We start from the raw sequence: 13,211 nt of genomic DNA on the forward strand, positions 1-13,211 counted from the left end.
GCGAGACCCCGGGGATCATCGTTGATGGACTGAGTATCACCGGAGGACAGGCCACAACCAGCCAAGGGCAGCAGCAATGCGACGCAGGTCGCCGACAGCAGGTGGGATCGTCCCGTCGCACCCATACCGAATCTACTCCTCACCACTTCCCCCAGGCCATACCCAGAGTCCCCAAGAAGTTGTCGACCGCGCTCTTCGTACTGCCTTCACCATCCACCCATGGCCGCTCGTCGACATAGTCGTACAAGTTGGCCCGTACGGAGTCGAGGCTCTCCTCGTTGATTTCCCACTCATAGGGATCGAGGGGAATGTAGCGGTCCTCGCCATCGCCCATGACCACACCGGGGTGGAGACCCGCCAAGGCGTCCATGACTTCGGGATCGTTGGCCGCCAGTGCGCTGATGGCGAGCTGTTGCATGTCCTCCGCAGGCATCCAGTCACCCGCGGTCTCGATCGTGTTTCCCGAAGGCGGATTGTCTGATATCTCAAGAGCTTCCTTGGCCAGGAACTTCGCCACTTCGACAACGATACCGGAGGCATTCCTGTCACCAGCCAAACCACCGATGGTGTCTACTACCCCATTGCGTATTTTGTTCGCATGGTTGACTGCTTCAGTATTATCTATCGCCCGCCGCGCACTCTCGTTCTCCAACGCAACGTCGACCAAACCGAGCAGAGAACCATAGGAGTTGGCCCCACTATGGTCTCTGTTTCCATCGCCCAGGGAGAAGCCTCCCATGGTCTCCGCCCCATGGAGAACAACCTCGCTGTAGGTGCTCTGTGCAGCTTCAGCATCACCCATGATGAGCTCTACGAAGTGTCGGCGCCCGTCCGGACTCAGGTACAAGCGGTTCTGTTCGTCGTCCCAGCGCGTTCCGTAATCAGTTTCGTCGTTCGTTTCACCGAGGCCCTCCGTGTTGGCGAAAACGTCCATGTAGGAGACGAAGATATCGGACCAGGAATCAGCGACTTCAGGATTGAGGTGACCGGCGGCGACGTTGCGCCATGTGACGTCGTCGTCTCCTGTGACCTCGTGACCCGTGGAGAACATGGATTCTCTGAACTCCTCGTCTTCCATCCTTTCCACCAGTGCTGCGAGAGCTTCGGCGGATCTCTGCTCCTCGGGCGTGAGCTCCGAACGAACCTCGGAACTCTCGTCCGGGGGTATACGATCCTCAGGAGCGGCTGCGTCCTCTGCGATCCAGTCGGTCAGACCGCGCACCGACTCGCCGCCGTCATCCCAATCAAAGGTAAACAGGGAAGTCAAGGCATGATCGAGCATCTCCTCTGCGGTTTCATGCGGGGGGTTCGGTATGAAATCCCCGTTCTCATCCTTGAAGTTCGGATGGACGAAGTCGCCAGTGAGGATGGCGTGATTCGCGTCGTTGTTTCGTGTGGAATTGTCGAGGAGGGTTCCCGCGTCCTCCTGACTCAGCCAGACGTCGAAGTTTCCTTCTGATCCGCCTGCGTAGAGACCCATGGAGATCGTCAGAGTACTCGAGAATCCATAGCCTCCCTCCAGGTCGGGGTTCGTGTGACGAAGAAGGTCGGCCAGCGCACCCGCGTCATCCGCCCACTCGTGGATCATGTAGAGATCCGTGGAGTTCGGGGACTGAAGAGCTGGGCCCTCAGCGGCTTCGCGCACGCTCGCCGGCAGGTCGTAGTAACCTCCGCCGAGGCGGTTGTCGGACAGAGCGAGGATTCCATCTCCGAGCACTCCCAGTGCGTGCTCGCGCTCCTCGGCCGTCAGATGATCCCCCTCCATCTCCGCGGGGAGACCGAGCACACCGTTGCCGTTGGGGTTCTCCTCTTCCAACCTCTCGTAGAAGGCACGGAGGAAGTCCATCTCCTCTTCGCGGTATCCTGTGCCGCCCTGTTGCGCCTGTGTCGCGTTGGCGGTGATCATGCCCATCATGAGCATGAGCTCGTGATAGCGGTCATCCAACGGCTTGTCACCGGACCAGTAGGTCCCCAGTTCCTCGGCCCACTCCTCGGCGTTCTCTTCAGTCAATTCGCGGCCATCGACCAGCATGGTGTAGTGGTTCGGGTCGATGTTGTAAAAGGCCCAAGAGTTGACCCCGGCGTCGATGAGCGCTTGGACGTTCTCCTTCGTGGGCCCCTGGCGCAGTTTTTCGGCGATCTCGTCGGCGTGGTCCTCGAACTTTTGGTAATTCGTGCGTTCGCGCCCCTCCAGATCCTCCGCCTTCGACGCGACCTCCTCGTAGATGGAACGACACTTGTTGGCGTCACCGAGCAGACCAATCCCCTCCCTCTCAGGATATGCCGCGGTGATGGTCTGCCCCTGGTATTTGTCAGGGATCTCGCCCCGCTTCGACCTGAGGAATTCCCACCACTCGGTCATCTGCGCGGAGCGCTCCTCCTTGAAACTCTCCACGTGCTGCGCCCACATCTCGATCATGGAGGACGCGTAGACGATCGAGGTTCCGGCGTTCCGCCAGAGCTGCAGTTCTTCGGCGGACTGGTCCCGAATCTTCCAGGCCAGGAGATCAGTGAACTGGGTGGCCGTGTCGTTGAAGTCGGCGTCGAGGTCGTCAGCTCTGCCCAGGAGCCGGGCCTGGAGAGTATCCAGGTCTTCGGCACGGGCCCGGATAGCCGTAGCGCTCGCAGACGTAGTTCGAGCCAGGAAGGAGATGTCGAAGTTTGCCAAGGTGTGCTCTGCCGTCGGGGAACAGTGGTGGACAGGGGAAGTCTGAGCAGGGCTGGGGGTCAGAAGTTGACTTGGAGGTCCACGCCGAGATCCCAGGGTGTCTTGTAGTCTCCGGCGGACTCCTGATCGTTGCGCGAGATCTCGGTGGCGCCCGCCTGAATGTTCTCGGCGAGCTGCAGGCCGTGCTCCTGTACCTCGACGATGGTCGGGCCGTATTCATCCTTGTACGCCCGCAGAGCCGAGGAGACCTCATCCCGCTGGGCGACAGTCTCCGCGTCCTCCATGATCAGGTCGAACATGTCAGCCAGTCCCGCCATCGACTCCGCCAGGGCTTCAGCCAACTGAGCGCCCTCGTAGCCCTCGATCGGATTTCCACCGGTCTCACTCGACATGTCGAAAGTCTCTCTCGGGTCGGGGATGGCCACTAAAGGGGTGCTGTGCGACACACAACAGCAATGCCACAACTACGGGAAGTAAGCGACACTATAGCCATTCGCACTCAAAGGTTGAGCCGTCCCAGGCCATGGAAGGCCCATACGAGGAGGCCACATCCGGACACACCAGAGCCCTTCCCGGGCACGCGCGAGAGGGGTTGACCCAACGGTCCGCACAGCATATGCCTGGCACACAGAGCGCCACAGGAGGTGCCATGGACCAGCTTCACGCCTACGCGGAGACCGGGAGGTCCTGGCAACGCGGGCGTTCTCCCGCACCCAGGAACACAGCATCACCTGCGCTGAGTCCTCATGTGCGTGCCGGACACCGGGTCCGACCATTCGCCCGACTCGAACGTCCGGCTCCGAGGGGTACGACTGCGCACTCCGCTATCCCGAGACAGGTTCAGCCCTGCTTCGCCCCCGAGCAAGCCGTTGCCCAGTCACTGCCGACAGCAACAGTGTCTTCTCGTGCCGGGTGAGACGGAGGCTCTGATATCTACCGAGTTCGGTAGAACTGTGTTTGCGAAATCTCTGACCACGGTGCTCAGTCGTCCCCACTCGAACTCGACGGGTATCAGCCCGCTGATGGGCCGAGGGCCAGTTCTGTCAGCTGTGGAAGAGCTTCGGGTAGCCGAAGGGCGCATCATCCGACTCCAGGTGGCTCAGTCGCCGAGGGGAACCGTCAGACCGGGTCGACTTGGGGCCTGAGCAGGCAGAACTCGTTGCCCTCGGGATCGGCGAGCACGTACCGGGGCTCCTCCCCGGTCTGGCCGATGTCGACGCGCTCGGCGCCCGCGGCCAGGAGGCGTTCGAGCTCGGCGTCCTGGTCGCGGTCGGTGGCGTTGACGTCGATGTGGAGCGGGAGCCTCCCGTTCTTCGGCTCGTCGCTGCGGAGGAAGACCAGCTCGGCCTGCGGGCCGTCGGCCCCCTCGCGCGGGCCGATCCCGACGCCCTCGTCCGCCTGGGCGTGCACGACGAAGTCCAGGACCTCGCACCAGAACCGCGCCAGCGCCTCGGGGTCGCGGGACTTGAGCACGAGGCCGGTGATACGGCATGCCATGGTCGGAACCTGCTCTCCGCTCGGGGACTGCCCGCACGGCCGTACGGGCCCGCACGGCCGGACACCCGTGCGACGGTACCCGGCCGAGCCCGCGTGGGCCAGGGGGTTGCGGGCCGGGCGCGCCGCGCGGGCGGGGGCGCGCCGGCTGGCAACGGCGATCGCCGCCGTCTCGACGCCGCGTGCGCGGAGGCGCGGAGCGGCGGATCTACCAGCGCCGGCGCACGGTGCCCTTGGGCCCGGCCACCAGGCTCGCCGCCGGCACGTCGTCGGCCACGGTCGTCCCTGCCGCGACGACGGCGTCGCGTCCGATGCTGACGCCGGGCAGGATCGTGGCCCCGGCGCCGATCCACACGTTCTCGGCCACGTCGATGGGCGCGCCGCTGAGGAACCGGCGCCGCTCACCGGGGTCCACCGGGTGGCCCACGGTGATGAACGTGGCCTTCGGGCCCACCATCACCCCCCGGCCCAGCCGGATGCCGGCGTAGTCGAGGAACGTGCAGCCCTGGTTGACGAAGACGCGCTCCGCCAGGTCCAGGCGCAGGCCGTGGTCGGTGTAGAAGGGCGGGTAGACCGTCACCCCCGCGCGCAGGGGCCGGCCCAGGATCTGCTCGAGCAGCGCGGCCCTTCCGGCCTCGTCGTCGAAGGGGAGGACGTTGAGGCGGGAGGTCAGCTCCGTGGCCCGCAGCACCCTCTCGCTCATCGCCCTGAACTCGGGCCCCAGGACGCGCTCGCCCCTGGCCAGGAGCTCCGGGTCGTGGATCGGCATGAAGCGGTCGTCGGTCGTCATGCGGCGATTGTGGCGCAATCCGCGGCGGGGAGCGGACCGGTGGGCTCCCCGCCCCAGCCCTCCCCGGCCCGCCCCCCGCGGCACCGGCCGCGTCCGGCGCGGACAGCACGTCGAAGGCGCGGCGCCGGTGGGCAGCGAAGAGATCGAGGGCGGCCCAGGCGCCGCAGCGTCCGGAGCAACCAGTTGCGCGCATGGGATCCGGGTAGTGGCGTTCGGGTTCTTCCGGGGCAGACAGCACGATACGTCGATCCCCAGGACCGGTCCGGCGGGCTCGGCGAAACCCGTTCTCGAGGCGGGATCGGAAGTGAATTTCTCGCCGTTCGCCGACGCGAGGACAGGAAACCCATGCCCCTCCCAGTGGCGCTAACCACATTTTTACCCCCTGGCAAGGGGAACCCCGACCGGTGGGACGACATCAGATGCCCTGATATGCGAGAGGTCCGGCGGTTTCCGACCTCACGTCCACCGGAGAAATCCCACACGAGGAACACCGATGCCACCCTCCACCGAAAGCTTCACCACAGGTCCTCGAATGAAAACCCCGGGCATGTGGCCCAACATCATTCTCTTCCTGGTGGTCACAACACTCGCGTCCGTACTTCTGAACGTGTTCCAGGAAGCACTGGGCGTCCCATCGGTGGTCATCCAGATCGTGCAGTTCGGCCCCGCGCTGGGCCTGCTCTCGGTCCTGCTGCTGCGGCTGCGCCGCCCGGAGAAGCGCACGGCGATCCACCTCTCGCTCAGCCTCGGCCGGGGCGCCCTGGGACGCGCCCTCTTCGCGGTGGGCCTGTACGCAGTGGTCCTCGTCGTGGCCCTCGCGGCGTACGCACTGCTCTTCGACGGCGAGGTGTCGGCCGCCGACCCCGCGGGGTTCGGCTATCCGTTCCTGCTGATCCTGGTCGCCCAGTTCATCGGGGCCGGCGCGGAAGAGGCCGGGTGGCGCTGCTACCTCCAGCCCGAACTGCAGGGACGCTTCGGAGTGCTCCCCGCGGCCGTGGTCGTCGGCATCCTCTGGGGAGCCTGGCACATCCACATCTTCGCCCAGGAGCCGCTCGCCATCGCCGGCTTCTTCCTGATGACCATCTCCTCCTCGGTCGTCCTCGCGGTCCTGCTGCGACGCGACCGGACCGGCAACCTCCTGATCTCCGGCCTCCTGCACACGCTGATCAACCTGGGGTTGTTGTTCTTCATGCCGCAGGCGATCGAGAACGGCCCCCAGATCCTGTCCTTCGCCATCCCCTTCACCATCGCCGCGGTAGTCGTGGCCGTGGTGGGAACACGCCACCGATAGACGGAGCCGCCTCCGGGGCCGGGACCGAGCCGTGCCGGCCGCCCCAGCCGTTCCGGGCCGGGCCGGCCCCGCCTCCCTCATCGGCCCGGCCCCGCCCTGGAGTTCGACGACATGGCGTCCTTCACCGCCGCCACGCAAGGGGGCGGATGGGGCCCCGGGTCAGACCGCGGTGCCCGCCCCCGCGCCCTCCGCCTGCACGCCCCGGAGCCAGCGCACGGCCTGTTCGCTGCCGGCGTCCAGGTCCCCGGGCAGGTCGTCGAGGAAGGTCTGGTCGCCGTGCCTGGCCATCTCGGCGCGCACGGCTTCGGGGTCGCCCTCCTCGATGACCCGCAGCAGGCGGCGGTGGCGCAGCACGTTCGCGGTGGCCGTCTCGTTGCGGTGCGCCCGGGCGTGACGGTTGAGCACCATGCACAGCTTCATCTGGAGCTGGAGCGACCGGTAGGTCTCCTCCAGGCGCTGGTGCCCCGACAGGCCGACGACCGCGGTGTGGAACTCGAACTTCTGCTCCGACAGCTCGGCCTCGTCCCGGGCGTCGGCCGCGGCCTCCATGCGGCGCAGCGCCTCCCAGCACCGCTCCAGCCGCCCGGGCTCGACCACGGGGATGCCCAGGTCGATGGCCATGTTCTCCAGCTGGTGGCGCAGGGTCATGATCTCGTAGACGTCGTGCAGCGTGAGCGGGGTGACGACCGCCCCCCGGTGCGGGGACTGGCGCACCAGCCCCTCGTGCTCCAGTCGGCGCAGCGCCTCGCGCAGGGGCGGCCTGCTGATGTTGAGCTGCTGCGTGAGCCGGTTCTCCACCACCCGCTCCCCGGGCAGCAGCTCCCCGGCCAGGATCATCCGCCGGATCGAGCGCGCCGCCAGCTCCACCATGCTCGGCGGCTTGACGATCCGCTGGTCGCCCCGCGCCCCGGCCCCGGTGCCGGCCGCCTCGGACCGGTCCATGGTCCCTCCCTCGTCCTCGCCGTGCGGGGCCCCGGCCGGGGCCCCGCCGTTCCATACTGTCACCGTCGCGCGGGCCGCCCCGGCTCCAGTGCGGCCGCGACCAGCTCCACCGGGTGCCAGGCGCGGCGCTCGGTCCCGTGCCCGATCTGCTGGCGGCACGAGACCCCGGTCGCGGCGACCACCGTGTCCTCCTCCTCGGCCTCGATGGCGGGGAAGAGCCGGTCCGATCCGACCTTCATGGACATCTCGTAGTGCTCGGCCTCGAACCCGAACGACCCGGCCATCCCGCAGCACCCCGCGTCGAGCTCGACGACCTCCGCCCCGGGGATGCGGCGCAGGAGCGCCATGGTCGCGCCCGTGCCCACCTCGGCCTTCTGGTGGCAGTGGCCGTGGAAGAGGATCCGCCGCCCCGCGGGCCAGGAGTCCGCGGACAGGGTCAGCCGCCCCGCGTCCAGGGCCTCGGTCAGCAGCTCCTCGACCTGGCGCACCCGCCCGGCGACGTCGGCGACGCGGGGGTCGCCCGGCAGCATCGACGCGGCCTCGTCCTTGAGGGTGAGCACGCAGGAGGGCTCGCAGCCGACGATCGGCGTGCCGGCGGCGGCGCCCTCGCTGAGGAGCCCGACCAGCCCGCCGACCTTGGCCTTGGCGTCGTCGACGAGCCCCTTGGACAGGCTGGACCGCCCGCAGCACCCCCGGCTCTCCAGGCGGACCCGCCACCCCGCCCGTTCGAGGAGGCCGATGGCGGCCCGGCCGATCCCCGGCTCGGTGAAGGTCGAGAAGGAGTCCGCGAGGAAGGTCAGCTCACCCAGGGGCGCCTCCCCCGCGGGCGCTCCCCTGCGGCGGAACCAGCGCACCAGGTTCTGCCGCTCGAAGCTCGGCAGGGGGCGCCGCGCGGTGATCCCGGTGGCCCTCTCCATCAGGCGCCGCAGCACCGGCCACCGGTTGGGCAGCCCGCTCAGCGGCGCGGTGGCCGATCCCAGCCGGTACAGGGTGCGCACCGCCCCGAAGATCCGCGTGCGCAGCGGGACGCCGTGGGCGTCGTGGTAGTGCGACTGGGTCTCGCTCTTGAGCTTGGCCATGTCCACGCCCAGGGGGCACTCGCTCTTGCACGCCTTGCACATGAGGCACAGGTCGAGGACCTCGTGGAGGCGCTCGTCGCCCAGGGCCGCCGTGGGGTCGGGCTCGGACAGCGCCTTGACCAGGGCGTTGGCCCGGCCGCGGGTGGCGTGCTCCTCGTCGCGGGTGGCGATGTAGGAGGGGCACATCGCCCCCGTGGTGCTCTTGCGGCACAGGCCGATGTTCATGCACCGGTCGGCGGCCCCGCGCATGCCGCCCACGACCTCGAAGGCGAGCCGCGTCCGCACCGGGGCGGCCTCGGGCAGGGCCGGGTCGCGCAGGTGGTCGGTCATCGGGGGCGCGTCGACGATCTTGCCGGGGTTGAGCAGGCCGGCGGGGTCGAAGACCCGCTTGACCTCCTGCATGGCCGCGTACAGCTCGGGTCCGAAGATCTGGCGGTTGAACTCGCTGCGGGCCAGCCCGTCGCCGTGCTCGCTGGAGTTCACCCCTCCGTACTCGGTGACCAGGTCCTTGACCTCCTCGGCGACCGCGCGCATCCGCTCGGCCTCCCCGGGCACCGCCAGGTCGACGAACGGGCGGATGTGCAGGCAGCCCACCGAGCAGTGGCCGTAGAACCCGGCCTCCATGCCGTGCCGGTCGAGGATCTCCTTGAAGCGGGTGGTGTACTCCACCAGGTGGACGGGGTCGACGGCGGTGTCCTCCACGAACGCGAGGGGGCGCCGGGTGCCGCTGCCCGCCGCCATGAGCAGGCCGAGGCTGGACTTGCGCACCTTGAGCAGGGCGGCCTGCTGCTGCGGGGTCACCGCCTCCAGGGTGTGGTAGCCGTGCCCGGAGGCCTTCCAGGTGCGGGTGAGCCGGTGCAGCCGGTCGACGAGCTCGGCCTCGTCGTCGCCGGTGAAGGAGACGAACAGCAGGGCCTCGGGGTCGCCCTGGAGGATGTCGCCGAGGGAGGCGTACTCGATGCGCTGCCGGGACAGGTCGAGGATGGTGCGGTCCATCAGCTCCACGGCGGCGGGGTCGTGCGCCAGGGCGTCCTGGGTGGCCGCGATCGCGGCCGGGACGCCGGTGAAGTGACCGACGGCGATGACGGTCCGCGCGGGTTTGGGGACCAGGTCGACCTCGGCCCCGGTGGCCAGCACGAGGGTGCCCTCGGAGCCGACGACGAACTTGGCCAGGTCGAAGGCTGGGTCCTGTGCGAGCCGGTCCAGCCGGTAGCCGCACGCCCGCCGCCAGAAGTCCGGGTACCCGGTGGCGACGGCCTCGGCGTTCTCGCTCAGGATGCGGGCCAGGCCCCGGTGGATGTCGCCCTCCAGGCCGGGGCGGGCGGCGAGGTCGGCGCGCTCTGCCTCCGAGTAGGGGCGCAGCGTGGTGCGCGCGGCGTCGGCCAGGACCACGTCCAGGGCGCGCACGTGGTCGATGGTCATGCCGTAGCGCAGGGAGCCGCTGCCCGCGGAGTTGTTGCCGATCATCCCGCCGACGGTGGCGCGGTTGCTGGTGGAGGTGTCGGGGCCGAACATCAGGCCGTGGGGGGCCGCCGCCGCGTTGAGCTCGTCCTGGACCACGCCGGGCTGGACGCGGGCCGTACGGGCCTCGGGGTCCAGGGAGAGGATGGCGCGCATGTGCCGCGACATGTCGACGACCAGGCCCGCCCCCACGGTCTGCCCGGCCAGGCTGGTGCCGGCGCCGCGGGGGGTCAGCGTCACGCCGAGGCGGCCCGCGACCGAGGCGACCGCCGCGACCTCGTCGGCGTCGCGCGGGAAGACGACGCCGAGCGGCGTGATCGCGTACATGCTCGCGTCCCGGGAGAACAGGTGGCGCGAGTAGTCGTCGAAGCGGGTGTCCGTCACCCCCTCCCTGCGGAGCAGCTCCTCGGCCTCCGCGGCGAGCCCGGCGGGCGCCTCCCCTCCCCCGCCCGCTCCGCTCGTGCCGCTCTTCTCCGTCGTGCTGGTCATCGCCGCCTCCATCGCTCGCGTCCGCCCCCGGCCGGGGCCCCTCGGGTCGGTCGTCCGGTCCGTCTCAGTGCTCGTCCAGCAGCTTCAGCGCCGCCGCCAGTCCGTCGCCGGCGGCCGTGATCCCGGCGTGGCCCAGCCCCATCTGCACCCCGGCGAGCGCGCCGGCGATGGTGAGGTCGTTGGTGTGGCCCAGGTGCCCGATGCGGAAGACCCGCCCGGCCAGGCGGCCCAGCCCGGCGCCCAGGGACATGTCGTAGCGGTCCAGGATCACCTTCCTGACGTGGTCGGCGTCGTGCCCCTCGGGCACGAGCACCCCGGTGAGGACGCCCGAGTACTCGCGCTCGTCCGCGCAGAGCACCTCCAGCCCCCAGGCCCGGACCGCGGCGCGGACCGCCCGGCCGTAGCGGTCGTGGCGGGCGAAGACGGCGGGCAGCCCCTCGGCGTTCAGGATGCGCAGCGCCTCGCGCAGGCCGTAGAGGAGGTTGGTGGCCGGGGTGTAGGGGGTGAACCCGCGCGCGTTGGCCTCCAGCATCGGCGCCCAGTCCCAGTAGGACCTGGCCGTGCGCGCGGTGCGCGACGCCTCCAGGGCCTTGGGGCCGATGGCGTTGAAGGCGAGTCCGGGCGGCAGCATGAGCCCCTTCTGCGAGCAGGACACGGTGACGTCGACGCCCCACTCGTCGTGCCGGTAGTCCACCGAGCCGAGGGAGGAGATGGTGTCGACGAGGAGCAGCGCGGGGTGGCCGGCGGCGTCGATGGCGCGGCGCACGTCGGGGATTCGGCTGACCACGCCGGTGGAGGTCTCGTTGTGGACCACGCACACGGCCTTGACCCTGTGGCCGGTGTCGGCGGCCAGGACCTCGGCGAGGCGGTCGGGGTCGGCGCCGCGCCGCCAGTCGCCCGGGAGGACCTCCGCGTCCAGGCCGAGCCTGTCGGCCATCTCGCTCCACAGCGTGGAGAAGTGGCCGGTCTCGGAGCAGAGCACGCGGTCGCCCGGGGAGAGGGTGTTGACCAGGGCGGCCTCCCAGGCCCCGGTCCCCGAGGAGGGGTAGACGACCACGGGCCCGGTCGTGCCGAACACCGGGGGCAGGTCGCGCAGGAGCCCGCTCATCAGGGCACTGAAGCCGGGGCCGCGGTGGTCGACGGTCGGCGCGGACATCGCACGCAGGACCTCGTCGGGAACGTTGCTGGGGCCGGGAATCTGGAGGAAGTGGCGGCCGGTGGCGTCATCCATGGTGATCCTCTCGAAGCGATATCCACATAGTGGAATATTGATTCCACTAAACGGATCCTAGAAGCCCCAGCCCGATCGCCACAACCCCCTTGTCGCCGCCGGATCCCCACTTTACTGTGACTCACATCTCAGACAATGGTTGACGCCGGCGGATTCACCAGAGATACTTCTGCAAGACAGAATCGATATTCCACAATATGAAATAGTGGAATGCAGCGGTGCGTCAGTCGCCCCCACCGACACCCAGGCCCGCGAACCCACGACGCATCCCGCCCCCAGGGCCCCGTCCGACTCTCCGCCGCCGAGCCTTCACAGGAGGCCACGTGCCCGCAGAAGTCATCTCGATCGTCGTCCTCGTCCTCGTCTTCCTCATCGCGACCCTCACCTCCGTCCACATGGGAGCCCTCGCCCTCTTCGCCGCCTTCGTCGTCGCCCTCGCGGTGGCGGGCGAGAGCACCGACGACGTGTTCGGCGGGTTCCCCGGCGACCTGTTCGTCGTCCTGGTGGGCGTCACCTACCTGTTCGCCCTGGCCAGGAACAACGGCACCGTCGACTGGCTGATCCAGGCCGCCGTCCGCGGCGTCGGCGGACGCGTCGCCCTCATCCCGTGGGTGATGTTCGGCGTCACCGCGTTGCTGACCGCCGCGGGCGCGGTGGTCCCGGCCGCCGTCGCGATCGTCGCCCCGGTCGGCCTGGGCTTCGCCCTGCGCTTCAGGATCAACCCCGTGCTCATGGGCCTGCTGATCATCAACGGCGCCAGCGCGGGTGGCTTCTCCCCCATGAGCATCTACGGCACCATCACCAACGGCGTCGTGGCGCGCAACGGCCTGGAGGGCTCCCCGCTGCTGCTCTTCGCCGCGACGTTCGCCTTCAACGTGCTGCTCAGCGTGGCCGTCTTCTTCCTGTTCGGCGGCCGCTCCCTGCTGGGCCGCCGGGAGGGCGAGGAGTCCGCGCCGACCCCGCCCGCCCCCGAGGAGGGCGGGGGCTCCCGCGAAGCGCTCCCCGGTCCCGCCGGCGGCGGCACGGCCCCGGCCGCCGCCCCCGGCCGGCCGGGCGGGCCGACCGCCACCGCGACCAGGGCCGACGGCGGCGGGGCCGCCGCGACCGTGGAGGAGGAGCTGATCGTCCTCACCGGGGACCGCGTCCTGACCCTGCTCGGCATCGCCGTCCTGGGCGTGGGCGCGCTCGCCTTCGGCCTCGACGTGGGCCTCACCGCGATCAGCGTGGCCGTGGTGCTGAGCATCGTCTCCCCCGGCGGCGCCAAGGGGGTCGTCGACCAGGTCGCATGGCCCACCGTGCTGCTGATCTGCGGGATCGTCACCTATGTCGGCCTGATGGAGCGCATGGGGACGATCGACTTCCTCGGCGGCAGCGTGGCCTCCATCGGCATCCCGCTCCTGGCGGCCCTGGTGATCTGCGTGGTGGGCGGCGCGGTCTCCGCGTTCGCCTCCACCACCGGCATCCTCGGGGCGGTGATCCCGCTGGCCGTGCCCTTCCTGCTGGTCGGGGAGGTCGGCGCGATCGGGATGATCACCGCCCTGGCGATCTCCTCCTCGGTGGTCGACTCCTCGCCCTTCTCCACCAGCGGGGCGCTCGTCGTGGCCAACGCCACGCCGGACCAGCGCGACCTCGTCTTCCGCCGGCTCATGGTGTGGGGCATGAGCATGATCGTGGTGGCCCCGCTGCTGACCTGGGGGATCCTCGTCCTCCCCGGCTGGCTGTAGCCGCCGCGCGCCGGGGCGGCGGGGCGTCGTGCCCCCGCGCCC

9 protein-coding genes are annotated in these 13,211 nt (G+C 69.5%); 2 read left to right on the forward strand and 7 right to left on the reverse strand.

The genetic code is table 11. From position 1 onward, the window contains the following. Positions 1-139 precede the first annotated feature (139 nt). The 4 genes from ACWGL3_RS17455 to ACWGL3_RS17470 all read right to left on the reverse strand — a co-directional run bounded on the left by ACWGL3_RS17455 (position 140) and on the right by ACWGL3_RS17470 (position 4,952). Positions 140-2,668, reverse strand: a complete 2,529-nt coding sequence (locus tag ACWGL3_RS17455) for a TPR repeat region-containing protein (RefSeq protein WP_267949590.1) — start codon at positions 2,666-2,668, stop codon at positions 140-142. 59 nt (positions 2,669-2,727) lie between these two features. Next, positions 2,728-3,060 (reverse strand): hypothetical protein, encoded by a 333-nt coding sequence (locus ACWGL3_RS17460; protein ID WP_267949589.1) that lies wholly within the window; start codon positions 3,058-3,060, stop codon positions 2,728-2,730. A 727-nt stretch (positions 3,061-3,787) separates the two neighbouring features. Continuing rightward, complete coding sequence (locus ACWGL3_RS17465) at positions 3,788-4,165, reverse strand: VOC family protein (RefSeq protein WP_267949588.1); 378 nt, start codon at positions 4,163-4,165, stop codon at positions 3,788-3,790. Between the two features lie 205 nt (positions 4,166-4,370). Further along, positions 4,371-4,952 carry a sugar O-acetyltransferase gene (locus ACWGL3_RS17470; protein ID WP_267949587.1) on the reverse strand — a complete coding sequence of 194 codons (582 nt, stop codon included), beginning with the start codon at positions 4,950-4,952 and terminating at the stop codon, positions 4,371-4,373. A 574-nt stretch (positions 4,953-5,526) separates the two neighbouring features. On the opposite strand from ACWGL3_RS17470, the gene ACWGL3_RS17475 reads away from it, so the two are divergent. After that, positions 5,527-6,243, forward strand: a complete 717-nt coding sequence (locus ACWGL3_RS17475; RefSeq protein ID WP_267949586.1) for a CPBP family intramembrane glutamic endopeptidase — start codon at positions 5,527-5,529, stop codon at positions 6,241-6,243. A 159-nt stretch (positions 6,244-6,402) separates the two neighbouring features. On the opposite strand, the gene ACWGL3_RS17480 is transcribed toward ACWGL3_RS17475, so the two are convergent. The 3 genes from ACWGL3_RS17480 to ACWGL3_RS17490 form a co-directional block, all read right to left on the reverse strand. Further along, positions 6,403-7,185, reverse strand: coding sequence for a GntR family transcriptional regulator (locus ACWGL3_RS17480; protein WP_267949585.1), 783 nt, complete (start codon positions 7,183-7,185; stop codon positions 6,403-6,405). Positions 7,186-7,244: 59 nt separating this feature from the next. Next, complete coding sequence (locus ACWGL3_RS17485; protein ID WP_452461546.1) at positions 7,245-10,214, reverse strand: FAD-binding and (Fe-S)-binding domain-containing protein; 2,970 nt, start codon at positions 10,212-10,214, stop codon at positions 7,245-7,247. 64 nt (positions 10,215-10,278) lie between these two features. Next, positions 10,279-11,445, reverse strand: coding sequence for a pyridoxal-phosphate-dependent aminotransferase family protein (locus ACWGL3_RS17490; protein WP_267949583.1), 1,167 nt, complete (start codon positions 11,443-11,445; stop codon positions 10,279-10,281). Between the two features lie 323 nt (positions 11,446-11,768). On the opposite strand from ACWGL3_RS17490, the gene ACWGL3_RS17495 reads away from it, so the two are divergent. Beyond that, positions 11,769-13,169, forward strand: a complete 1,401-nt coding sequence (locus ACWGL3_RS17495) for an SLC13 family permease (protein ID WP_452461547.1) — start codon at positions 11,769-11,771, stop codon at positions 13,167-13,169. The last annotated feature ends 42 nt before the right edge of the window (positions 13,170-13,211 follow it).

The organism is Nocardiopsis sp. NPDC055824 (genome assembly GCF_053616335.1).

What these genes read in the sequence shown, in the direction of transcription:
- ACWGL3_RS17460 (WP_267949589.1), bottom strand. Translation starts at nt 3,060, where the DNA reads ATGTCGAGTGAGACCGGTGGAAATCCGATCGAGGGCTACGAGGGCGCT.
- ACWGL3_RS17465 (WP_267949588.1), bottom strand. Translation starts at nt 4,165, where the DNA reads ATGGCATGCCGTATCACCGGCCTCGTGCTCAAGTCCCGCGACCCCGAG.
- ACWGL3_RS17470 (WP_267949587.1), bottom strand. Translation starts at nt 4,952, where the DNA reads ATGACGACCGACGACCGCTTCATGCCGATCCACGACCCGGAGCTCCTG.
- ACWGL3_RS17480 (WP_267949585.1), bottom strand. Translation starts at nt 7,185, where the DNA reads ATGGACCGGTCCGAGGCGGCCGGCACCGGGGCCGGGGCGCGGGGCGAC.
- ACWGL3_RS17485 (WP_452461546.1), bottom strand. Translation starts at nt 10,214, where the DNA reads ATGACCAGCACGACGGAGAAGAGCGGCACGAGCGGAGCGGGCGGGGGA.
- ACWGL3_RS17490 (WP_267949583.1), bottom strand. Translation starts at nt 11,445, where the DNA reads ATGGATGACGCCACCGGCCGCCACTTCCTCCAGATTCCCGGCCCCAGC.